This window comes from Paenibacillus sp. SAF-068, assembly GCF_051967555.1.
GTDB lineage: Bacteria > Bacillota > Bacilli > Paenibacillales > Paenibacillaceae > Paenibacillus.
This window is the reverse complement of record NZ_JBQCJX010000003.1, coordinates 811,478-835,384: the sequence shown is the minus strand read 5'-3', so window position 1 is coordinate 835,384 and position 23,907 is coordinate 811,478. Positions and strand designations below refer to the sequence as shown.

General features: G+C 47.7%; 14 protein-coding genes and 1 rRNA gene. 1 reads left to right on the top strand and 14 read right to left on the bottom strand.

The features are described 5' to 3' along the window. Nucleotides 1–546: ribosomal RNA gene (locus tag ACTHPG_RS21260) — 16S ribosomal RNA — on the bottom strand; the annotation flags it as partial. 632 nt (nt 547–1,178) lie between these two features. Between ACTHPG_RS21260 and ACTHPG_RS21255 the strand changes: the two genes are divergently transcribed. After that, on the top strand, nt 1,179–2,552 hold the full coding sequence (locus tag ACTHPG_RS21255) for a molybdopterin-dependent oxidoreductase (RefSeq protein WP_440391400.1): 1,374 nt from the start codon (nt 1,179–1,181) through the stop codon (nt 2,550–2,552). 125 nt (nt 2,553–2,677) lie between these two features. On the opposite strand, the gene ligA is transcribed toward ACTHPG_RS21255, so the two are convergent. The 13 genes from ligA to ACTHPG_RS21190 form a co-directional block, all read right to left on the bottom strand. Continuing rightward, nucleotides 2,678–4,696, bottom strand: coding sequence for an NAD-dependent DNA ligase LigA (gene ligA / locus ACTHPG_RS21250; RefSeq protein WP_440391398.1), 2,019 nt, complete (start codon nt 4,694–4,696; stop codon nt 2,678–2,680). Between the two features lie 183 nt (nt 4,697–4,879). Further along, the gene (gene pcrA, locus ACTHPG_RS21245; protein ID WP_440391397.1) at nt 4,880–7,234 is read right to left on the bottom strand and encodes a DNA helicase PcrA; all 2,355 of its coding nucleotides are present in this window, start codon (nt 7,232–7,234) and stop codon (nt 4,880–4,882) included. Between the two features lie 347 nt (nt 7,235–7,581). After that, the gene (locus ACTHPG_RS21240; RefSeq protein ID WP_440391396.1) at nt 7,582–8,286 is read right to left on the bottom strand and encodes a heptaprenylglyceryl phosphate synthase; all 705 of its coding nucleotides are present in this window, start codon (nt 8,284–8,286) and stop codon (nt 7,582–7,584) included. A 115-nt stretch (nt 8,287–8,401) separates the two neighbouring features. Then, complete coding sequence (locus ACTHPG_RS21235) at nt 8,402–9,277, bottom strand: phosphatidylinositol-specific phospholipase C/glycerophosphodiester phosphodiesterase family protein (RefSeq protein WP_440391395.1); 876 nt, start codon at nt 9,275–9,277, stop codon at nt 8,402–8,404. Nucleotides 9,278–9,412: 135 nt separating this feature from the next. Next, nucleotides 9,413–10,294 (bottom strand): dTDP-4-dehydrorhamnose reductase, encoded by an 882-nt coding sequence (gene rfbD / locus ACTHPG_RS21230; protein WP_440391394.1) that lies wholly within the window; start codon nt 10,292–10,294, stop codon nt 9,413–9,415. Then, entirely contained in the window at nt 10,291–11,316 is a 1,026-nt protein-coding gene (rfbB, locus tag ACTHPG_RS21225; protein WP_440391393.1) for a dTDP-glucose 4,6-dehydratase, read from the bottom strand. Before rfbB ends, rfbD begins: the two co-directional genes overlap by 4 nt. A 54-nt stretch (nt 11,317–11,370) precedes the next feature. Further along, entirely contained in the window at nt 11,371–11,919 is a 549-nt protein-coding gene (gene rfbC, locus ACTHPG_RS21220) for a dTDP-4-dehydrorhamnose 3,5-epimerase (protein WP_440391392.1), read from the bottom strand. A 178-nt stretch (nt 11,920–12,097) separates the two neighbouring features. Continuing rightward, the gene (gene galU / locus ACTHPG_RS21215; protein ID WP_440391391.1) at nt 12,098–12,979 is read right to left on the bottom strand and encodes a UTP--glucose-1-phosphate uridylyltransferase GalU; all 882 of its coding nucleotides are present in this window, start codon (nt 12,977–12,979) and stop codon (nt 12,098–12,100) included. Between the two features lie 260 nt (nt 12,980–13,239). After that, complete coding sequence (locus tag ACTHPG_RS21210) at nt 13,240–16,890, bottom strand: DEAD/DEAH box helicase (RefSeq protein WP_440391390.1); 3,651 nt, start codon at nt 16,888–16,890, stop codon at nt 13,240–13,242. A 107-nt stretch (nt 16,891–16,997) separates the two neighbouring features. Next, the gene (locus ACTHPG_RS21205) at nt 16,998–19,511 is read right to left on the bottom strand and encodes a DUF3656 domain-containing U32 family peptidase (protein ID WP_440391389.1); all 2,514 of its coding nucleotides are present in this window, start codon (nt 19,509–19,511) and stop codon (nt 16,998–17,000) included. A gap of 323 nt (nt 19,512–19,834) precedes the next feature. Continuing rightward, nucleotides 19,835–21,787: a stalk domain-containing protein gene (locus ACTHPG_RS21200; RefSeq protein ID WP_440391388.1), complete on the bottom strand. Its 1,953-nt coding sequence runs from the start codon at nt 21,785–21,787 to the stop codon at nt 19,835–19,837. Beyond that, nucleotides 21,774–22,943 (bottom strand): S1C family serine protease, encoded by a 1,170-nt coding sequence (locus ACTHPG_RS21195; RefSeq protein ID WP_440391387.1) that lies wholly within the window; start codon nt 22,941–22,943, stop codon nt 21,774–21,776. The genes ACTHPG_RS21200 and ACTHPG_RS21195 overlap by 14 nt, the downstream gene beginning before the upstream one ends. Before the next feature lie 460 nt (nt 22,944–23,403). Further along, the gene (locus ACTHPG_RS21190) at nt 23,404–23,616 is read right to left on the bottom strand and encodes a hypothetical protein (protein ID WP_017692026.1); all 213 of its coding nucleotides are present in this window, start codon (nt 23,614–23,616) and stop codon (nt 23,404–23,406) included. Nucleotides 23,617–23,907: the final 291 nt, after the last annotated feature.

The window sequence follows — 23,907 nt, the reverse complement described above, 5'->3', positions numbered from 1 at the left end:
GTATTACCGCGGCTGCTGGCACGTAGTTAGCCGGGGCTTTCTTCTCAGGTACCGTCACCTTGAGAGCAGTTACTCTCCCAAGCGTTCTTCCCTGGCAACAGAGCTTTACGATCCGAAAACCTTCATCACTCACGCGGCATTGCTCCGTCAGGCTTTCGCCCATTGCGGAAGATTCCCTACTGCTGCCTCCCGTAGGAGTCTGGGCCGTGTCTCAGTCCCAGTGTGGCCGATCACCCTCTCAGGTCGGCTACGCATCGTCGCCTTGGTGAGCCGTTACCCCACCAACTAGCTAATGCGCCGCAGGCCCATCCCCAAGTGACAGATTGCTCCGTCTTTCCAGTTTCCTTCAGGCGAAGAAAACAACTATTCGGTATTAGCTACCGTTTCCGGTAGTTGTCCCAAACTTGAGGGCAGGTTGCCTACGTGTTACTCACCCGTCCGCCGCTAAGTATCAAGGAAGCAAGCTTCCTATCAACTCCGCTCGACTTGCATGTATTAGGCATGCCGCCAGCGTTCGTCCTGAGCCAGGATCAAACTCTCCAATAAAGTATTGAAAAGAGCGATAAGCTCATTTTGAATCTGACGATTCATTATAAATCAAAAGTTACTATCCATTTGTTCAGTTTTCAAGGAACTTGTATGTCTGTTTATGTTGACGTTTGTCAACCAGACAGGAATCTTATCATACCATGTTAACTAACTTACTGTCAACACTTTATTTTCGTCAGCTTTCAAATCATTATGACAATCATTCGTTTGAAGCGACAAGAAATAATATATCACGTAGCGATTTATTTAGCAAGCATTATTTATCTACCATTTGAAATTATATAAGTCTTCATCAACAGTACCTTGCCTTCAGCCTATATACGACATATCAATACAATATCTGAAACATAGATGGAAACCTTATAAAGGCTGCTCTATATCAATCTCCTGTTGGTTTGAAGAAAGTGATCCAAAAACCCTATAATAAGGTATATAGATATAGGGATATAAATATAGGGATAGGGATAAGCAATCAAATGCACTTCTTCATGTGGTGTGGTTAATCCATGAACAAACGCTAACCGTCTCGTACGAACGTTTACTCAGATATCGCACTTCATTCACTAACTAGCTATTACATATCAAAGTTCTGGATAAACTCATTACTAACCTATATGGGGTGATCGTACTTGAAACAATGGTTGAAGAACAGACGGAAAGGTTACGGCAAAAAGCTGGTTTCCATTCACGCCTGGAATGCCTGGATTGTCGTGATTCTTGCTATTTCAGGCCTTATGCTGGTAGGTGGCTTTTGGCGAGAGATACTCGGAATTGGGCGTGTATGGTTAAAATGGCTGCATATCATCGTTGGGCTAGCGATGCTGGCACCCGTGGTATATTACTTGATTTTGGCCGGAAAGCACTGGAAGCAACTTCGTAACAGACCTTGGCAGAGAATAAATACTATCGTAGTTCTCGCTCTGTTGGTGGGATGGCTCCTCTCGGGTATCATATTGTGGCAGTTCAAGCTGGCTGGACCTCGATGGTCGAATGCTGCACTTCTGATCCATGACCTTCTAACTTGGGTGGGCCTACCTTATATCATCTATCACTCAATAACTCGGACCAAATGGTTAAAGGACCCTGCACGACGTGCGGTTACAACCAATGCAGCTTCAACACCAACTAAAAATGGATCTGATCCCTCTGATTCAAAATTGGATAAAAATGAAACTCCGGCTGCCATATCTGCTTCCCATATTGATCGCAGATCCGAAAGAGATACCATCAAGCAGCCTGAGCGACCTGAACCTGTGTATACACGCCGAGCTTTCATCCGTTCTGCTGTAGGTGTTGGACTCGCCGTCACGCTGGGACCTACATTTATATCCTGGGTAGGACGAAATCTCAAGATCGATAACAGTATTGATAGTATGCTGGAGAACGATCCTAATCGTATGGTTCCTTTGCCACAACCGCTGTCGGCTTCCTCTCCTCCCATTGGAGGCGGAGCTGAAGGTCATTTCCGCGTATATACGGTTACGCCCATCCCGTCCTTCTCCAATGCTAACTGGTCTTTCCGAATCGATGGATTGGTTGAACGGGCACAGGTTTGGAACTGGGAACAGTTCGTGAAGCTCGCGCGTACCGTACAAGTTAGTGATTTCCATTGTGTAACGGGCTGGTCTGTATATAAAAATACCTGGGAAGGCATTTCTCTTGCACAGCTTCTGAAACAAGCCGGGGTCAAACCGGAAGCTCATAGTGTGAAGTTTTATTCCGGTGATGGTGTGTATACAGATGCGATTACGATGGACCAGGCACAGATGGAGGATATTATGGTCGCAGTCATGCATGATGGTAAACCCATCCCCGCAGATCTTGGCGGTCCGGTACGGCTCGTCATTCCTCAAATGTATGCCTATAAATCAGTAAAATGGTTGAATCGCATTGAACTCATCGACAGCGAACATATCGGTTATTGGGAAGAACGAGGATATGATAAGGATGCCTGGCTTACAGGCGCATCTCAGCGCATTCCCAACAATATAAGTGGATCATAATCAGATAGGACTGGTCAGCTTTCATCCGTTGTATCACAAATCATTTATGAAACAGTAAAAGCCCCCGATCACGGATTCGTGTCTTCGGGGGCTTTCTAATATGAACTCTTTTGTCCGCTTATCCTCTAACCCTGTGGATTTAAAAGACGTACAAGTTCGTCCTCATCCTCGATCGTTGGAATACCGAGATCATGAGCTTTGGCCAATTTGCTACCTGCCTTCTCTCCTGCAATCACCAGATCTGTCTTTTTCGACACACTGCCTGTCACCTTCGCTCCCAGCGCTTCCAGTCTTTGCGTCGCCTCTTCACGTGTCAACTGGTGCAAGGTTCCGGTCAGGACAACCGTCTTGCCACTGAAGAAGGAATCTTCCACAACTGCTGCAGGTGCCTCAGGTGCCTGGGCTTTCACACCCAAGTTGAGCATTTTCTCAATTGCAGCCTGTGTAAACGGGTCTGCAAAGAAGGTTACGATACTCTCCGCCACAATACCACCAACGTCAGGTAGTTCAACCAATTCTTCTACGGTTGCATTCATAATGGCGTGCAGATCTCGGTAATGATCCGCAAGCATACGCGTGGTGGATTTACCTGTGTTCGGAATACCCAGTGAATATAGGAACGATGCCAGATCTCGATCCTTACTGAGCTCCAGCGCAGCGATAAGGTTGTTCGCCTTCTTTTCGCCAAACCGTTCCAGTTTCACCAGATCACCAAACTGTAACGTATACAGGTCAGCAGGCTCACGCACGTTCAATTCATCATACAGCTGAATCGCTGTTTTCTCACTGAATGTCTCGATGTCCATGGCATCACGGGAAGCAAAATGGGATATACGTGCCACCGTCTGCGGTTTGCATGCCAGTCTGTTATTACAGAACAAGTGCGCTCCACGTTGCTCGAGCGGGAATCCGCATGCCGGGCAATGCTCAGGGAAGACGATCTCCTCGCCATCACTCTCCTCTGTCACTTTACCCAATATTTCTGGAATAACATCATTAGAACGACGGATAAAGACCCGTGTACCCAGAGCGAACTTCAGATTTTTGCGCTCAATATCGCCAACATTGTTCAGTGTACAATTCTGTACCGTTACCCCGGCAAGTTCAACGGGTTCTACGCGTGCCAGCGGAGTTACTTTGCCAGTACGACCCACATTCCATACCACAGCATTAAGAACCGTCGTGGTCTCTTCTGCCTCGAATTTATATGCTACCGCCCAGCGAGGGAATTTATCAGTATAACCCAACACCTCACGGGTGCGCATGTCCGTAATTTTGATAACCGCTCCATCAATCAGATAGTCCAACTGACTCCGGTTCTCCTGAATCGCAGCCAATTGTTCCATTACATCATCAAATTCGTGGAAGTACGTGATGGATGGATTCACTTTGAAACGGTTCTCACGCAGGAAGTCCATCATCTGCTGATGATTGGCAAACTGAATGTCATCCGAATAACCTACGTTATAAAAATAAGCATTCAATCGACGCTCAGCCGTTGCCTTCGGATTGAGGTTCCGCAGCGCTCCAGCTGCTGCATTCCGTGCATTTTTGAGCGGTTCTGCTGCTGTCTCATTATATCGATCCAGGACAGACAAGTTCATGATACCCTCACCCTGTACTTCAATGGTGCCGCTTGTGTAAGGAATTTTGAGCGGAACTGATCTGATTGTTCTCACTTGAGCCAGAATCCCTTCGCCTACGGTACCATTCCCTCGTGTAGAGGCTTGTACCAACTCACCGTTGGTGTACGTCAGGTTCAGCGTCAATCCGTCAAACTTCAACTCAATGACATAACCTGGTTCCGGTAAAGGCGTATCGGGATTTTTACTGTTATAGTCATTAATCAGTTTCAATACACGGGTATTCCAGCTGCGCAGCTGTTCAATATTCTGCGCTTTGTCCAGACTCCATAATGAGGATAAATGGCGATGTGGGGTAAACCCCTTGAGCAGCTCGCCACCCACACGCTGTGTAGGAGAATCCGGCAGAACCATGCCGCTTTCCTGTTCCAGCGTAACCAGTTCATCGTACAGAAGATCATACTCCTTATCACTGATCTGTGGCTGATCCATCGTGTAGTACTGATAATTATGCTGGTTCAGCTCGGTAACGAGTTGCTCCATCCGGTGCATCGGGTCCATACAGGGCCATCCCTCCGTTAATTTGATCTATATATGTAAACGAACATTCCTCTTGCACTTAACCACCGATAACAGAATAACTTTCCGATCGCTGTTATCCCCAGCTGGAGATAAAGGCGATCGCTTCGCTTCTTCAAAGTTAGTTCTGTACTCTCCGTTATCGTGCAAAAGGAAGTTTCGTTTTTATTCCACTTTCGTAATTGGAGCAAACCCGGCAAGCAAACGTTTCACGCCAACCGGAGCCGGGAATGCAATCTGCAGTTCGGTGTCATTCCCTGTCCCTTTAACTGCAACGATTGTGCCTGTTCCCCATTTGCCATGCTGCACTTTGTCTCCGGCCTTGAATCCTGCTTCACCATTAGAAGCCACCGGCTTGGAAGCAGATGATGGCGTAGAGTATGTTGGGCGGGAAGTACTTGTGGTCACACGCGAAGTTGGCGTGGATGAGGTAGCAGATGACCCGCTCTTGCTTTGGTGATCAAAGAGCTTGGTGCCACCACCGAAGTTACTCCCTCCACTGGAACCTAATCCACGTCCACCATATGAGCCACCTCCGCTGCTACCGCGGCGGAAACGATCACGAGCCATGGAAGTGTCTTCCTTCAGCTCATCCGGAATTTCATCCAGGAAGCGGGAAGGCGGGTTCGCTGTGGTACGTCCAAACAAGGTACGCATCTGGGCACACGACAGGAAAAGTTGCTCTTCCGCACGGGTGATCCCAACATAAGCAAGTCGGCGTTCTTCTTCCAGTTCTTCATTGTCCATAAAGGCACGGCTGTGCGGGAAGACGCCTTCCTCCATACCCACGATAAAGACAACCGGGAACTCCAGTCCTTTGGCACTGTGCATGGTCATCAGGGTAACCGCATCGCTCTGGTCCTCTTCATCATCGTTCATGCTGTCAATGTCCGCAATCAATGCAAGATCGGTGAGGAACGATACGAGCGTTTTGTCTTCATTATTTTTCTCAAATTCCATCGTTACCGACAGGAACTCATCAATGTTTTCGAGCCGTGCACGAGATTCGAGTGTATTTTCATTTTGCATCTCAAGACGATATTGGCTCATCTCCAGAATCTTCTCGGTTAATTCAGTTACAGACAGATATTCTACCATCTGATGCAGAGCAGCGATCATGTCATAGAACTCCACCAACGCATTACGCGTACGACCAGCAAAACCAAGATCATCCACGACCTGAAGTACTCGGAAAATGGAAATTCCACGCTCTCCTGCAGCAGCCGCTAGCTTCGCTACTGTTGTATCCCCAATGCTGCGTTTCGGTACATTAATAATCCGGGTGAGACTGATATCATCGTCCGGGTTGGACAACAGGCGCAGATACGCCAGAATGTCCTTGATCTCTTTACGATCATAGAACTTGATGCCGCCGACAATCTGATACGGAATATCAGACTTGATCAGAATTTCCTCTATAACCCGGGACTGGGCATTGGTACGATACAAAATGGCATGGTTCTGATAGGATTTGCCGTTCTTCACATTTTTACTAATCTCAGAGGTAACAAAATACCCCTCATCATGTTCGGAATCCGCACGGTACACCTTGATCTTCGAACCACCCTCTTTGTCCGTCCACAGTTTTTTCGGTTTACGCCCTGTATTCAGGCCGATCACTTCATTCGCTGCATTCAGGATATTGGAAGTAGAACGATAGTTCTGCTCCAGCAAAATTGTATTTGCTTCAGGATAGTCTTTCTCAAAGTTCAGGATATTGCTGATATCGGCCCCGCGCCAGCGATAGATCGATTGGTCACTATCCCCTACAACGCAGATGCGGTGGTGGCTGTCAGCGAGCATGCGGCACAGCATGTATTGTGCACGGTTCGTATCCTGATACTCGTCCACGTGAATGTACTGGAATTTCTTTTGGTAAAAATCGAGGACTTCCGGTACTTCCTTGAACAGTTGAATAGTCTGCATAATAAGATCATCAAAATCAAGTGAGTTATTGGCTCTTAACCTTTTCTGATACATCTTATATATCTTCGCTACAATACCCTCGAAATAGTCCCCTGCCTGCTTCTCATATTGCTCCGGACTGATCAGTTCATTCTTGGCCGTGCTCATCATGGATTGAACTGCTTTGGGCTCAAATTTCTTCGTATCAATATTCTGGTCTTTCATACAGCTACGAATTACAGATAATTGGTCCGATGAGTCCAGAATACTGAAGTTGGAGGTAAAGCCAATTCGTTCAATATCACGGCGCAAAATTCGCACACACATGGAGTGGAACGTGGATACCCAAATGTCGCGGCCTTGGGAGCCACCAACCAGTTGGGAAACCCGATCCTGCATCTCACGGGCGGCTTTATTCGTAAAGGTAATCGCTAAAATGCCCCACGGAGGTGCTTTCCGTGTTGCAATAAGGTAGGCAATCCGGTGTGTCAGCACCCGGGTCTTGCCGGATCCCGCTCCGGCCATAATCAGCAGCGGGCCATCCGTCGCCTCGACGGCTTGCCGTTGAGGGGTGTTAAGCCGTGCAACGGCATCATGTATATTTACAGGTTGCATGCATGCATGCTCCTTTCGTTGGTTGGTCTATAGAGCAAAATTAATAGGTTACACTCGCCACTCCGATGACAGAATAATCTTCCGATCGCTGTTATTCCCGGATTTTTCGATCTACATTTCAAAGGTGAAAATCCGGTAATAAAGGCGAACGCTCCGCTTCTCCAGCTTATTTCTGTCCTCTGTGTTCTCGTGTAAAAATTAGTTTAGCTTAAATTTAAGGGCAGTAAAGATACAAGAGAGAACACTTCGTTTCTGTGTAAAACTTACTCTTGTATACGAATTGCTTAATTAGTAAGGGCAAAGTTCTATTTTAACAGATCATAAGGGGAAAATGGGGGAATGGTAAACTAAACCGTTTCATCGGTACCTTTTACGGCCAACACCGTCTCAAGTGCCTTATTTAAATCGCTGTATACAATGTTGCCTACCACAACGGTATCAGCCACTTGGGCAGCTTGCGCGGCTTTATCCGGATCATCTATTCCGCCGCCGTAGATGAGGTGTGCCCAATCCAGTTGTCTGTGTGTCTCACCAACGAGTTCCATATCTCCGAACGTTCCGCTGTACTCCATGTATACAATAGGAAGGTTGAGCAGACGTTCCGCAGCCTGGGCATATGCCACCGCTGCTCCTGTCGTCAGTTCCGTATCTGCACCCGTCAACCTCGCTACCGTGGAGTTTGCATTAAGCACGATATAACCCTCGGCAATCAGCAGGTCCCAAGGGATAAGATAACCATAACGTTCTATGGCCTGCTGGTGGTGTCCAATCATCCATTTGCTGTCCGTTGCATTCAGGACCATCGGGATCAGATATCCGTCAAACCCGGGAACAACGGCTTCCAGATCGGATACTTCAAGCACACAGGGCAACTCATAACGACGCACACGGGACATCAGGTCTACCGTGTTATCATAAGTAATTCCGGAAGATCCCCCAACGATAATCGCATCGGTCCCCGACAAGCAGACCAGATCGAGTTCTTCGTCCGTAATCTCCCGGTCCGGGTCAAGCTTAAATACATGTCTCCACTGCTTAATCATGTCTATCAACGAACATTCCTCCAGAGGTTCTTCTGCATCCTAGAAAGCTTGTAAACTAAGTCTAAGTCAGCAGGCAGTGAGTGTCAATGTTCGTATAAAAAGGGGAACAGAAAAACGTATAGTTTTACGGTTTCCAGGCAAAACGTGTGTTCATCTCATCCAGTTCCTGCTCCGTTAACACGTCCGAGTACACCCCGTACACGCCCCATTTCTCATAGTTAGCCACCTGTTCAGTGTCATTAATGGTGTGTACGTAAGTGACCGCCCCCGCACTATTCAACTTGGCGACGAAATTCTGGTTCACTTTATATTCCGGCATGGTTACAGCATCAATATCATTCTTTTGCACAAAATCAACAACCTGATCTTCTGTATCCTGTGTGGCATATAACGTATAGATAATGGAAGGGAAAGCATAGACTTCTTTCACTGTTTCAAGCATCGGTTCATTATAGATCTGTACAACCACCCGATCCAGCACGGATGGATCATGTTCTTTGGCTGCATCCACGAGGGATCTTAATACTTGCTGAATATCTTCATCTTTCTGTTCCTTGGTGTCGGTTACGATATACATATCCGGGTACTCAGCCAGTACATCTATAATGCCATCGGCATCCATGGGTTGATACATGCCCAGAATGGGCGTATTCATGAACTCATCATGTGTCAGCGCCCCGGCCTGTTTATCCTCCGAAAGTTCTTCATCTTGTCCTAGCATTTTGCTCATATTAGCAGTCCATTCATGTCTGGCTACAGCTATGCGATCCGAGGTCAGCATAAAGTCGATCTCAAAGACACGTGTGCCTTTCTCGTAATTGGCAATCATCGCTTCATAGGCGTTGGTATATGGTTGATCACGAATGCTGCCCATCGCATGGGCTATTAATCTATAAGCGGTAAATCCGTCCCGTTGCTCTTCACTTTGGCTTTCATAAGCAAAAAAGAGTGTACTCACGGTAACGATTAGTAGTGTCAAAACTGCGGCAATACGTTTCATGTCACATTCACATCCTCAGTACCTTTTTGATAGCTAACTACCCGAATTGAGGAGCACCAAAACAAAATAGCCGCCCGGAGGCAGCTGTTAAATGGTGGTTAGACTATAGAGATAAAGCACGGGCCATCAACATGCTCAGTCTTTTTGGTCTACACTCAACTCTATCAAAAAGGCAATCAGCGCCTCACGCCAAGGTCTCAGAGGTTTCAGACCGTTAGTTCGAATCGCCAGATGATCCATAACCGAGTATGCAGGACGCGGAGCTGGACGTGGAAATTGATCGGTTGTGCATGGCGCAAGTTCCGCCGTTGGCTTGAATCCTCCCCGCTTAGTCGCTTCTTCGCTAATAGCCTGCGCAAACTCATACCATGTGCAATTTCCGGAATTGGAAGCATGATAGATGCCATACTTTTCACTTACGGAAAGGAGATGGATGAATCGGGCAAGATCCACCGTATAGGTAGGCGAACCTTGTTGGTCGTGGACTACTTGAAGTTTTGGACGCTTCACCATAAGTTCCAGCATGGTTTTGACAAAGTTACTGCCATACACACCAAACACCCATGATGTTCGAATGATAAACCATTGCGTACACAAACTTTGAACAAGACGTTCACCGGCAAGCTTCGACTTGCCATAAACACTCTGTGGATTCGTTACATCGTACTCCCGGTATGGTGTACTACCACTCCCATCAAATACATAATCCGTACTGATATATACCAGCTTTGCTCTCACACTCTCGGCGGCAACTGCAATATTTCTAGTACCTGAAGCATTGATGGCATATGCTGTATCCTCATCTGCCTCAGCCTGATCGACTGCCGTGTAAGCAGCGCAGTGAATAATGATGTGAGGTCGAAACGTTGTAATCATATCTGTGCACTGCTGTTGATCAGTAATATCCATCTGGTTCCTGTCACAGGCCAATACCTGATGACCCTCTGCTTCGAAGGTCTTCACCACATCATAACCCAGCTGTCCCGCCGCGCCAGTTACCATAACTCTATAGTTCATTTGGACGAATCACCCATCCGCTTACCATACTGAAGCTGAACATAGTCCTGATATGTGCCTGACTGAATTCTCGTCCACCAATCCTGGTGTTTCAGATACCACTGAATTGTCTCCTTAATCCCTGTCTCAAAGTTGTGCGCAGGCTGCCAGCCGAGCTCTGTACGTATCTTGGCAGGGTCTATACCGTAACGCCGGTCATGTCCCAATCGATCCTGTACATACTGAATCAAGCTCGCCGGCTTACCCAGTTGCTCCAATACGCTCTGCACAATGTATATATTAGTACGTTCATTATTACCGCCAATGTTGTATACTTCTCCAGATTGCCCATCATGAATCACCAGATCAATCGCGCTGCAGTGATCCTCGACATAAAGCCAGTCACGAATATTGAGCCCGTCACCATATACCGGAATGGCTTCATCATTCAATGCACGGGAAATAATTAGCGGAATCAGTTTCTCCGGGAATTGAAAAGGTCCGTAGTTATTGGAGCATCGTGTAATATTTACAGGCAATCCAAAGGTTTCATGATAGGCTCTCACGAGCAGGTCCCCGCCAGCTTTACTTGCCGAGTAAGGACTGTTTGGCATCAGAGGTGTATCTTCAGTAAATAAGCCTGTTGGGCCTAGTGATCCATATACCTCATCCGTCGATACCTGAACAAATTTGGTGACTTGATATTTCTTTGCCGCATCCAGCAGAACCTGAGTACCCATCACATTGGTACGCACAAAGATATCCGGGGACAGAATACTTCGATCCACATGAGACTCGGCAGCGAAATTCACAACCACATCGACGCCTTGGGAAAAAACTGTTTCCATCTGCTGTACATCTGCAATATCTGCTTGGATAAAGGTATATTGGGGATTGGACTCTACCGCATGCAAGTTCTCCAAGTTCCCCGCATACGTTAATGCATCCACATTGATAATTTCATAACTCGGATGTTCACGAAGCATATATAGCACAAAGTTACTGCCGATAAATCCGGCCCCACCCGTAACCAGTAGTTTCATGCCGTTTCTCTCCCTCTGCCTCCAGATACAAAAGTATCTGAAAAGTCTGTTTAATTAGTCGAAGTTCAGTTCGGCATCTTTCAGTAAAGGATGCTTGTTATCCTTCTCCGATAGTATAGGTATCGTCACAGGCCAATCAATAGCGAGCGCCGGATCGTTCCACAGAATTCCACGGTCATGTTCAGGTGAGTAATAGGCGTCTACCTTATAAGTTACCTGGGAATGAGGCACCAAGGTACAGAATCCATGAGCAAATCCTTGAGGAACAAGCAGCTGCCGCTGGTTGTACTCACTTAGAATGACACTTTTCCATTGGCCAAAAGTAGGGGATGATGTGCGGACATCCACAATCACATCATATATAGCCCCTGATATAACCCTCACCAATTTAGTTTGCGCTTTGGGCTGAAGCTGGTAATGAAGCCCACGTAAAACACCTGCTTCTGCCGACAAGGATTGATTGTCCTGAATAAAGACGTGCTCTATCCCCTGTTCATGCAGAATCTGCTCATTATAACTCTCCATAAAATATCCACGGTGATCACCATAAATCTTGGGTTCCAATATGGCAGCGCCATCCATAAACAGCGGAAGTACCTTCATGACATCCCTCCGTTTTGCTGTTGACATCATTTCTTCATATTGACTATGTATATGTAAAGTGTCGGGCAAGTGTTTGTTCATTGGCCTGTATAACCCTCATATTTGTTCTTCCTCCAAAATAAATTAAAGCCCAGCCACGATATCATTCTTCGGCTGGACTTCAAGGGCATACGAAAAATCATTTATGATCCTTTACGACCTGTTCCAAATATTTCAAGAGATCTTTCCGCAGATCCGGGCGCTGCAACGCATAATGAATTGACGTTTCAATAAAGCCCAACTTCTCACCAACATCATGGCGCAGCCCGTCAAAATGATATGCAAGAATCTGCCGCTGCTCATTCAATCGGGACAAGGCATCCGTAAGTTGAATTTCGCCTCCAACGCCAGCAGATTGCTGACCTAGTATCTCAAAGATATCCGGTGTAAGAATGTAACGTCCCATAATAGCCAGATTCGAAGGGGAATCTTCGGTCTTTGGTTTCTCTATTAAGCGTCGGGCGCGAAAAACACGATCATCGGTAGGGGTCAGCAACTCCCCGTCTACAATCCCGTAGCGAGATACCTCGCTCCAATCCACGGGCTGTACACCAACAATCGGAGATTGCAGTTCATCGTAGACATCAATCATCTGCTTCAGGCAGGGATGGTCAGCTTCCACGATGTCGTCCCCTAACAGGACGGCAAAAGGCTCGTTGCCAATAAACTTGCGAGCACACCAGATAGCGTGACCAAGTCCCTTCGGTTCCTTTTGACGGATATAATGGATATCTGCCATCTCGGAGGGTTTGCGTACTTCGTTAAGCAAGTCCCACTTCTGTTTGTCCGCCAGATTCTGCTCCAGCTCAAACGAATAGTCGAAGTGATCTTCAATGGCCCGCTTCCCTTTACCTGTCACAATAATGATATCTTCAATGCCTGAAGCTACGGCTTCTTCAATAATGTACTGGATCGTTGGCTTGTCCACGATGGGCAGCATTTCCTTGGGCATCGCCTTGGTGGCAGGCAGAAACCGGGTACCCAGCCCTGCGGCTGGAATAATCGCTTTGCGAATACGCACACGAACCCACTCCTTTTGCTAAACAAGTGAACTAAAGCATATTTACACTTACCACTCCGATGACAGAACAACCTTCCGATCGCTGTTATCCCCCGATTTTTTTAAATTCACTTTTACAAAGGTGAAAATCTGGTGATAAAGGCGACCGCTCCGCTTCTCCAGCTTCTTTCTGCCCTCTACGTTTCTCGTGTAAATCATTAGTCCATCTTGTATAGATTCATATATTTAATGATGCTAAGTGCTATAATGCTTGGACTCCGTTATACCATCAACAATTCGCGGATATCCTGTTCGGATAACGTCGTTGATCCGCCATCTCCAGGTTCAATTACTTCGGCAATCAAGTCCTTCTTCCGCTGCTGGAGTTCCAGAATCTTCTCTTCGATCGTACCTTCGGTAACCAAACGGATGACTTGGACCACTTGTTTCTGTCCCATACGATGGGCACGGCCAATCGCCTGTTCTTCCACCGCGGGATTCCACCACAGATCATATAATATAACGGTATCTGCACCCGTTAAGTTTAGCCCTGTCCCTCCCGCCTTCAGGGAAATCAGGAACAATTCAGCTTCACCCTCATTAAATCTGCTACACATCTCGACGCGGCTATGTGCAGGAGTCTGACCATCGAGATAGAACAGAGTTCTTCCCTGTGCCGCGAGCGTCTGACGAATCAGGTTCAACATGCTCGCAAACTGGGAGAAGATGAGAATGCGTTTGCCTGCTGCCAAACAATCTTCGACCGTTTCAAGCAACTGCTCCATTTTCCCGGAATCACCTTGATAGCCTTCGACAAAGAGGGCCGGATGACAACACAACTGACGCAAACGCGTGATGCCAGCGAGGATTTTGATACGATTCTTCTGGAATCCGTTATCCTCCATATCCTTCGATGCTTCATCCTGAAGCTGGGAGAGGTAAGCCGCATACAGTTTCTTCTGTTCAACCGTGAGCTCCGACCGCTGTACCGTTTCAATTCGATCAGGCAATTCTTCCAACACATCTTTCTTCAGGCGGCGCAGGATAAATGGACGTACCATCCGCGAGATCCGTTCCGGAGGAAGGTCGCGGAATCTTCTGTAGCTTGGAAACAGCCCAGGGAATACAGCTTCAAAAATGGACCATAATTCATCCAGCGAGTTCTCCACAGGTGTACCTGTAAGTGCAAAGCGACGCGGTGCCTGAATTTGTTTTACTGCCTGCGCAGTCTGGGAAGAGGCATTTTTAATCGCCTGAGCCTCATCCAGAATGAGGGTATGAAATGTTCGGCCAAGGTAGGTATCCAGATCCCGACGTAACAAAGGATACGATGTCACAATCACATCTGCCTCATCCATGCCTGAAAGCATATTGGCTCGTTCTTCTTTCTGCCCGGCTGCGATCAGGACGTTCAGATGCGGGGCAAACCTCGCAAACTCATTAGCCCAGTTATAGGTCAGCGAAGCAGGGGCCACGACAAGTACCGGAGGATGAATGACTTTCGTTCGGACCGTTAATCCATCCTGCTGCATCGTGGACCATGAACCATCCGTATTCTCTGCTGCCATCTTATCGAATGAGCGACCCGTTTCGGGATCGATGTCGGCAGTGGCCAACGTTTCACCACCCCATAATGATCCGCTCTCCCGATACTTATCACTACCCGTATGGTCAATGTTGTACTCGGGCTTCTCCTGAAGTACTGCTGTGATATAGGCGATGCTTTGCAACGTTTTGCCAAGTCCCATATCATCCGCCAGAATGCCGCCAAAACGATAATAAGCGAGGGTACGCAGCCACTGGTATCCGCTAATCTGATAATCCCGCAGAATAGGGGTCAGAGATCCCGGCAATGCAAAATCCATACGTTCAGGATCGCGCAGATCACCGAGGAAACGTTTCAGGGAGCCTCCCCACTTCACATGACCAGAAACCTCATCCCTGCCTGGCAATTGTAACGCTCGAACAGCTGGCAGCCGGATATGGCTGCTCTTGATGTCATCTGCTCCCAGTCCAAGCGAATCAGCCATGTGAGCGAAGCTGTCTGCACCTTCATTCTCAAGCGAGAGAAAGACACCGCTCTTGAGACGGAAATACGGTTTCTTTTCCACAATGCGGCGCATAAGTTCCTGAAGCTCCTGCTCGTCCACACCTTCCATCTCGAATGAGATCTCCAGCCAGTCCAATCCTCTTCCCAAATCTGCCCGGACTTTCGGCGGCGTTGGATAAGATTGCACCATCGCCTTCACGGCGTTTGGCATATAGATGTCTACCTGTTTCTCAAGCTCAGGTAACAGATGGTACATGACATCATAAATGGCATCTTCTCGTTCGCTCGCCCAGACACTGCCATCCCTTTCGAGAAAGGAACGATCAAGCCGTTCGATCAGATTCCTCTCTTTGTATCGATCACGCACCAAAATAACCTTTTTCTCTTCTTCATCTATTAAGTACTCTGCCAGCGGATTAATTACCATGACCTCATAGTCGAATTCCAGACGTGCTGTAATACGTTCACGGTAGAAGTCGATGTATAGTTTCGGTGAAAGTTCCGGTTCCGCGATCTGTTCACGCACCTGTGAATCAATGGACAGATGTCCGAGCGTGCGCAATTCAGGTACAACATGCTGCACGAACTCATCCACCTGCTGGGTCGAAATATCAATGCTTTCCTTGATCCCATATGAAGTGAGTGCCGCACTCAAGTCTTCCAGACTTCGCATCTGCATCGGCTCCAACATGTGCAGCTGTCCTTCCACCACAGCAGCATCATAAGCAGGGAGAAGAATCAGCTCACGCAGTCCGGAAATCTCAAGCTGATACCCTTCATTCGTTCCCTGAGCAATCCGGTAAAATAAAGGCAATACACCTTCACCAAGTGTGAGTGGTCCATTGGCAAATCCTGTACCTTCCATCCGACTGTCAGCCTGTAGCAGTAATTCCAGCAGTGGCTTCCATACGATTGGAGCAATCAATATCTCCCTTCCATCGGAAGCTCCCAGATAACCGGAAATGGATTGGCGATATGCTTCTTCACTTTGTCTCATTCTAATAAGCATCGAGAGAATAGCCTGATCCTGCGGAGTGAAAACATGCATCAATGGATCATAGTGGAACAACTTGGTAAATGACATTGGCTCGCCCTTTTCGATGCAGTTCAGGAATTGCTTCACTTTCTGCACCACATACAGACGTTTGTTACCCACTTTCAGTTCAAGAGCAAGTTTCCCTCCACCCTTATGAACCTGTATCAGCTTACATATAAACTGGACCTGCAACTCTTCCCGCAGGGAGGATCTGTTAACAGGGGCAATGTATTTTCGGTCATTTCCATACAGCGGTCGCCGATCCTTGGCAAACATGGACAGAATCTGATCCGCCGTACGATAAGATGGTTTATCCGCCGAACGGCCCCACCCCGAAGCTGTGCTTGGACGACCTGCTTGGGCAAAATGAACCGGAGAACGCTCTGGAGCATTATTCATCTGCTCTCGTTGTGAATCAGACTGGGGACGCTCCCACTTGCTCTCTTCGACCAGCGTCCCGACCCTAGACTTGGAACCTGTGTTGGAACTGGTATTGGCTCCTTGACCTGTAGCAGATCGAGTAGGCTTCTCAGAGTCAATTGTAGCATTATGCTCCTGCTGCTCACCCCATTCGTGAATAGCCAACAGAACAGCAGCCACATGTTTGCAATAGTCATAATGTCTGCCATCACCCGGACAACTGCAGCCTGCCACAACCTCACCCGTTCCATCTATATCCACCGTCACCTGATAGCGCTCCGATCCACGTACCTGTGCTTCATAATGAAGCTGATCCTTGCTGACCACCAGATTGGTCACCCTGCCAGATTGGTTATAATCTTCTCCGCGCTTGAATGCCGTGACCCCGCACAGCAATTTGATATCCATGATTGTGAATGGCGTCACGCTTCTTCGCCTCCTGTGTCATGATGTAAAAAGAACCCCAAGAGCTCCTTGAAGCAGAGATTGGGGTTCCTTCATGCTTGTAACTGTTGTTGTACCATACAATCTGTTTATTTCACCAATTGACCGCGTGTAACGCCCAGTTGGTTCGTTGCTTTGAGTGTTTTCCAAACTTGTGTACCACTGATCTCACCGCGCAGTGCACGGTTGTACAGATCAATGACTTCACGTACCTGCTCCGGTGTCTCTTCTAGGAATTCCACACGGTAACGGGATACACCCAGATCCATAAAGTTGGTCAGATACTCGGCACCAGACTGCTCCACTGCATTGTATACCGTATTACGGCAGCCTTCATCCACACGTACCGGGTGAGACATACCAATCCGGTCTTGCAGGGATGCACGCTGTTCCTCACAAGGACGTCCACAGTTCGTGAAGTCTGTTCCTTCACTCATAAACGTACAATACACACAGTGCTCGGTGTGGAACATCGGCAGATGCTGATGGATAACCACTTCGGTCTGACTTGTACGGGAGTGGCCCAGTAAATCAACCATTTGTTGAATGTTCAAGTCATAGGATGGTGTAATCCAGTCACATCCGGCTTCCAGGAACAGTTCAACGGCTTTGTGATTGGCGATGTTCAATGAGAAGTCGCCGATCAGTTCCGGGTGCGTCGCATCCGGGTTTTCCATCCGGTGACGCAGGTAGAAGTACAGTGCGCCTGTATTACGCACCAATACTGCATCCGGCTTCAGACGCAAGATATTGTTATGATATCCGTTCTCCCCAGGCATATGAATACGCGGCGTTGCCAGCGCGATCTTGCGACCCGCGGCATGCACAGCTTCCACGGCTGCCGGGAACTGCTTGATAAACTCGAAGTCGGCATAGATCATGCCGATACCCGCTGCAATCGCTGCCTCCACTTGTGGCAGGCTGCGACAGAGCGCGGTCAGTTCGGCTTGACCGCGAGCGACTGGCGATGCAGGTTTAACCGAATCGCCGTACACATCTACCGACCGTTTCACGTAGACGGGTGGTTTAGGACGCTCGCCTGCGAGTTGCTCTACCGCCTGACGGCGAATGTTATTCAACTCGCGCATCGGGATGATGACGTCACCGTGCAGGTTGACGTCCATACCTTCCAGCTGGAACACGGTACCTCCCAGACGTCCGAACTGCTCTTCGAGCAATTCATGTGTCATTGGACGCTTCTGTGCGATATCCAGTTCCATCTCGGAATCAATACGAACGGTCGTACCTTTCTGCACGTCTGTCCACCACGTGCTAAGCGGCTGCCCCGGGCTGCCGATGACCTTCACCTTCACCGGGAATACACGGAACGGTTTCTCTGTCTCGAAGCTTTGACGAAGACGTTTGTCCAGCGCCGGGTCATTCGTTTTCCAGACTTTGTCGCCAACTTTCACGCGGCGCAGATCCACGTCACTGCGGCCTGGCACGACGTCAACGATCCAACCCTCTTCGGCTTCGCCTTCGAGTTTTACGCCTTTGCGACGGACATCGTATACCCGTCCGCCTTCTTCCTTCTTCGTTGGGTCTCCAGCGTCAAATACAATCCCGTCTCCACGTTTCACGGGTGCATCCAGCTTCAGGACCACACCATCGCGCAACACTTGATCTACACGACCGAGGTAGACGCCACGGCTTTTCGGGAACGTTCCATCCACCAGTTCTTTGTTGTTTGTACCGCTGAGGAATCCATGCGTGAATCCACGGGAGAAGCTTTGCTGCAATTCGCGAACTTCTTCCTTGCTTGGTGGTGTGTTATCTCCATCAAAATAACGGTCAATCGCTTTACGATATTTGCTTACTACGTTCGCTACGTATTCCGGCGTTTTGAGACGTCCTTCAATTTTGAAAGATGTTACTCCTGCTTCGATCAGTTCCGGCATCAGATCAATCGCTGCCAGATCCTTCGGAGACAACAGATAAGCCACATCCCCCATCGGCTTGTGCTCACCATCCACCATCAAGTCGTATGGCAAACGACAAGCTTGTGCACACTCCCCGCGGTTCGCGGAACGTCCTCCCCACATTTCGGAAGTCAGACACTGTCCCGAGTAGGATACACAGAGCGCACCGTGGACAAATACTTCCATTGGAAGCTTCGCCTGTTCACCGATCTTCTGGATCTGCTTCAGGTTGTTCTCCCGTCCCAGAACGACACGTTCCATATCAAACGGCTTCGTAAACTCGACCGCTTCCGGTGACGTAATCGTCATCTGTGTTGAACCGTGAATCGGGAAATCTGGCGAGATCTCGCGAATCATTTTTACCAAACCCAAATCCTGAACAATTACAGCATCCACACCTGCATCGACACAAGCATCAATCAGTTCTTTGGCATCCGTCAATTCATTTTCAAAAATCAATATATTAAAGGTCAAAAAACCTTTTACGCCGTAACTGTGCAAAAACGCCATAATCTCCGGCAGCTCGTCCATGCGAAAATTGTTCGCCCGTGCCCGTGCATTAAACTTTTCGACTCCGAAGAAAATTGCATCTGCGCCATTGGCTACCGCCGAACGCATACAATCCCAGTCACCAGCGGGTGCCAGAAGTTCAACGTCTTCTCTTCGTATTGTTGCTGTTTTCATGTAGATCCTCCCCATGCCGGCATACGCCGGATTTCATCCCTATATCCTTAAACGCCTGAACATACCAAGCTTAAGACTGCACCTTATCGGGTACACCTGCATTGTCAAAGTATTACATATCTATCTATTATGTCTGTATTGCCTGAACTCCAAGCTTACAGTCATTCATATTTTTCAGATCAGCAGTCATAACTCCTGAACTAGTATAGTGTACCACTTCTGCACCGACTCTTCTACGTTTTCCTGAAAAAACCGTTTACCATTTTCATTTCCAGCACAACGAAAAAGCCGAAAGGTCTTTTGACCCTCCGGCTCCGCTACAATTATTTAATAAAAGTAAATGAGTTCACTGCTTTTTCCAAAGCAGCCGCCTGAACTTCTGTCTTGTTGGCATCATTCAGACCACTTGTGATCGTATAGGTTGTTCCGTCCTTTTCAAACACGATCTGGCGACCCGCATATGGCACACCTTTGTCCAATTCATGATACGTAAAGGAAAATGCAGGAACACCTGCAAACGTCAGCTCCTCACTGCGAAGCAGCTGGAAGTTTTTCCGCGTTTTGGTGGCTTCGGCATAAGCTTCTCTCAGTTGGCTGACCGTCATCTCGATCGACTTGTCCTCGCTCGCCGCAATGGAAAATTCTCCGCCCGTAAAGGTGTACACCACAGGTGAATATTCGAATCGATCACTGTAAGGCGTCCAGTAACGTGGAATATCTACACTGTATTTATAACGTTTGGATGTACGTGTAAGTGTCTTCGTTCTGTCTGTCAGATAAGGATCTTCATCCAGCTGACCGAAATTATCGGCAACCGTACCAAAATCAATCTCCACACTCTTCATAATCCGTTCAAACCATGCCCGATCTGCAACTTGCTCCTCAGGGAACGTATACTCTGCGTAATATCGATACCCATTCTTCTGCAAAAGAACATCGAACTCCGTCTGCCAGCCTCCGCCAAAGTTATAACGGAATTCATTCACCTCGGCAGTCTCTCCCGAGATATCCATCGTATATGAGCCTATCGGCTCGTAACTCTCTGGTGTAAATGTCTCGCGCATCCACTTATCCAGTTGGCTGCTCCAGTCTTTGACCGTTGTACCTGCCTTCGCTGAAGTGACACGCCATTGCAGATACGCACCATCCTTGGCTTCATAGACCATCTGATTGTTGTCCATTGACCAGCCGGCAGGAATCTTCAATTCAATACCATAGTCATCATTCCACGCGGAGCGCATGCCATTATCTACGGTGGACAGATCCTTGATCGTTCGATCCGATTCCGCATAGGTTGGCTGGAATGAATTGAGCAACGCTGCACGTTTGCCCAGATCTTTATAATTCAGAGCTTCGTAATCCGCGAGGTACACATCATATTGACGACCTTCGCTCAGATACTGACGCATCTCCCACAACATGCCGTCTACATCTTTCACGATAATGCGTGCATAAGGCGTTTTGCCTTTCGACACCGCTTCACGATCCAGCACCGTATCTCCCGATTGTTTGGCCTCCTGGACGAGTTGCTGCAACAAATCATCCGCATCCAGAGCTACATCCTGATCGCTGACGTACACTTCAAGATAATAACTGTTGTCCGCAGCGCCAAAAGTCATCATGCGCTCCTGCTCACCGGTCTGGAAAACCATAAGGTCTGCCGGATAGTTAATGGACCAGCCGTAAAAACTGTTGCCAATTCTGGTTTTGCCTTCATCCGGATGAAGGCCGTCCTCATCGTCTACCGAATCATCGGTTTGCAACAGACGAATCACCATTTCTCCGGAACTGGTTGGAGCAAGCGTTGCTCCAATCCCGGCAGCTACCGGACGAAGTGGAACCATGAGTACACCATTCACCATCTTGGGAGCAGCACCCATCTCATGTTTCACACCATCCACCCAGCCAATCGAACTGCCAATCGTCAGAGTTACGGTGTGCGGACCTTCCTTGATTTTGATGACATCATTTTTCTCCAGCCGGATTTCACTGCCAAATGCTTTTTTAAATACACCGACAGGTACCATCGTCACACCCTTGACCTTGTAAGGCTTGGCTATGGCCTGTTTATCTCCGTTAATATAAGCGTTCGTGCTGCCCGCTTTGACTCGCAGTTCACTTGTCATCATATCTGATGCCCATACAGGCAGTGCCGCGCCAATCGTCAGCATCCCGGTTAATACACCTGTGCTTAGCACACGTATCCATGACTTTTTCATACCGCTCTTTCGTCCTCTCTCATCCGGGCTGATCGCCAGGGCTTTATTGTTCTTCATCTGCAAGGAACGCTTCATCTTCCTCGTCTACGATGTCTGCGCGATCAGCAAGCACCAACGTGCGGGTGACGATATCACCATCTGTTTGCATCAACAGCTTTACCTTTTGTCCAGGCAGATACGTTTTGAGCAGCTCATTGATATCTACAACTGAGGAGACTCGTGTACCTGCCACACTATAGATGAAGTCGCCCTCTTTGATTTTGGCTTTCTTCGCTTCAGGAGACAGTACACCCGTGATCGTTAATGGATCATCTGTCGGCAGGCCCACAATCGCAGACCAGCTCTCTTCCAGCTGTAGCCCCAGACTTGCACGTTTTATTTTGCCATATTTGAAAAATTGATCGATGATATATTGAACCGTATCCACCGGAATCGAAAATCCCAAACTCTCTACGCCAACCGCGGAGAATTTCATGGAATTGATACCCACTACTTCACCCTTCAGGTTGACCAGCGGTCCTCCACTATTTCCCGGGTTAATGGCCGTGTCGGTCTGAATCAACCGGTAGGTCGCCTCAACACCACGATTCAGGCCGCTAATGACCCCTACCGTTGCCGAGTTGCGCAAAGAAAAGGAAATCGGCGTACCTAAGGCAATCACCGTTTCTCCAACAGAGGTTTGTGTAGCTTTGGCGAAACTCGCCGGTTGGAGTGATTTGGCATTGATTTTGATCAGTGCCAGATCACTGAGTGCATCACTGTATGTTTTCGTAATTTTGTATGTATTGCCATCCGTCGTTACGACCACCGGATTCGTTAATCCATCAACCACATGGGCATTCGTTACGATCCATCCATTGGATCGGATAATAACACCTGTACCATGTGCAAGATTATAACGGTTGTCTGATGATGCACCTTCCTGCACTTCGGTAGATTTCCCAATAATGCCTACAACCGAAGGGGATACCTTTTCGATCACTTTGGGAATGATTTCACTTCCCTTGTACGTGTACGTTCCGGATTTGGCATCATATTGCCCACTTCCACCAACTGCCTTGAGCAGATCCTTGGTGTTCACATAGACTTCGCCGTCTACCACTTTCGATTCCATTGCCATTTTGGATTCAGCCGCGCCGGCCGTTGCCGCTACACTAATCGAGAGTACAGCAGCCATCAGTATGGCTATTCCCTTTTTACCCAACACGCTCATATTCTCACCTGACCCTCTCTATACATCCTTCTTGCGCGACTCGACATCGAATTCATCACTGAATCTATTCTCTCTTTCTCTCATCTGCAATTCCGGTATCCCTCAATGTATCATACAGAATCTGGATATACAATTGTTTTAAGTCCTATTTTAGTAGAGAAGGTAGAATCTTGTTCAATCGCTCGATATAAACGAAAAAAACACCCTCCATGTCTCCCATGGAAAGTGTTCTTTCATACCTCTTTTAGAGGTTGTTCAATAAGTTCGCTTTTGATTACGAAGGATGCCTAGTGGCATCATCAGCATCGAAGTTGAAATTCAGCCGAAATGTCCGTTGCTCACGTAGTTTGCCTACGCTCCGCTACTCCATTTCTAGCTTCATTCCATCTTCTCGGCACTGAAAACCGATCTTTTTGAACATGCAATACTCACTTATATGCCATTCACTTCAATGGCCTTCCTACTGAGCAAACCAACCGGTTATCATCGCATAGTCCGTCATCAGAAATACAAGCAGGCTGACGACTGCAAATCCGATCGCAAACAGATTCTTCTTCGGCGCCCGAAGAAGGCGAACGACTCCAATGAAAATCAGGATCGTAAATAGGATGACAAAAATATCAAATGCATTAAAATTCGATGTACTCGCCGTGGCAGCTTCTGCAAACAGCATGGATAGACAGACCTCCTTACCATAGTTGAACAGCTAACGCATACCCTAATATCTTCCTCTATGTTATCTGTACCCTGCTTGTAATGCAAGCCCTATCATCCATAAAAATGAAAAAAAGACAATTTGGCCGAATATTCTGTAATGCTCGTCATAATGCATATGTAAACACTTTCACGAAACGACTGGAGTCCGAAGATAAACGGTGCAAAATGAAAAACCCTTCTTCTCGGAAGCAGAGCACATCAGATCGTAATCCAACGTCTCCACCTTTTCGAAAAGAAGGGCCAATCC

Bases quoted from the DNA above. Each gene is read 5' to 3' on its own strand.
- ligA (WP_440391398.1), bottom strand. From the start codon at position 4,696: ATGGACCCGATGCACCGGATGGAGCAACTCGTTACCGAGCTGAACCAG.
- pcrA (WP_440391397.1), bottom strand. From the start codon at position 7,234: ATGCAACCTGTAAATATACATGATGCCGTTGCACGGCTTAACACCCCT.
- ACTHPG_RS21235 (WP_440391395.1), bottom strand. From the start codon at position 9,277: ATGAAACGTATTGCCGCAGTTTTGACACTACTAATCGTTACCGTGAGT.
- rfbD (WP_440391394.1), bottom strand. From the start codon at position 10,294: ATGAACTATAGAGTTATGGTAACTGGCGCGGCGGGACAGCTGGGTTAT.
- rfbB (WP_440391393.1), bottom strand. From the start codon at position 11,316: ATGAAACTACTGGTTACGGGTGGGGCCGGATTTATCGGCAGTAACTTT.
- rfbC (WP_440391392.1), bottom strand. From the start codon at position 11,919: ATGAAGGTACTTCCGCTGTTTATGGATGGCGCTGCCATATTGGAACCC.
- ACTHPG_RS21205 (WP_440391389.1), bottom strand. From the start codon at position 19,511: ATGAAAACAGCAACAATACGAAGAGAAGACGTTGAACTTCTGGCACCC.
- ACTHPG_RS21200 (WP_440391388.1), bottom strand. From the start codon at position 21,787: ATGAAGAACAATAAAGCCCTGGCGATCAGCCCGGATGAGAGAGGACGA.
- ACTHPG_RS21195 (WP_440391387.1), bottom strand. From the start codon at position 22,943: ATGAGCGTGTTGGGTAAAAAGGGAATAGCCATACTGATGGCTGCTGTA.
- ACTHPG_RS21190 (WP_017692026.1), bottom strand. From the start codon at position 23,616: ATGCTGTTTGCAGAAGCTGCCACGGCGAGTACATCGAATTTTAATGCA.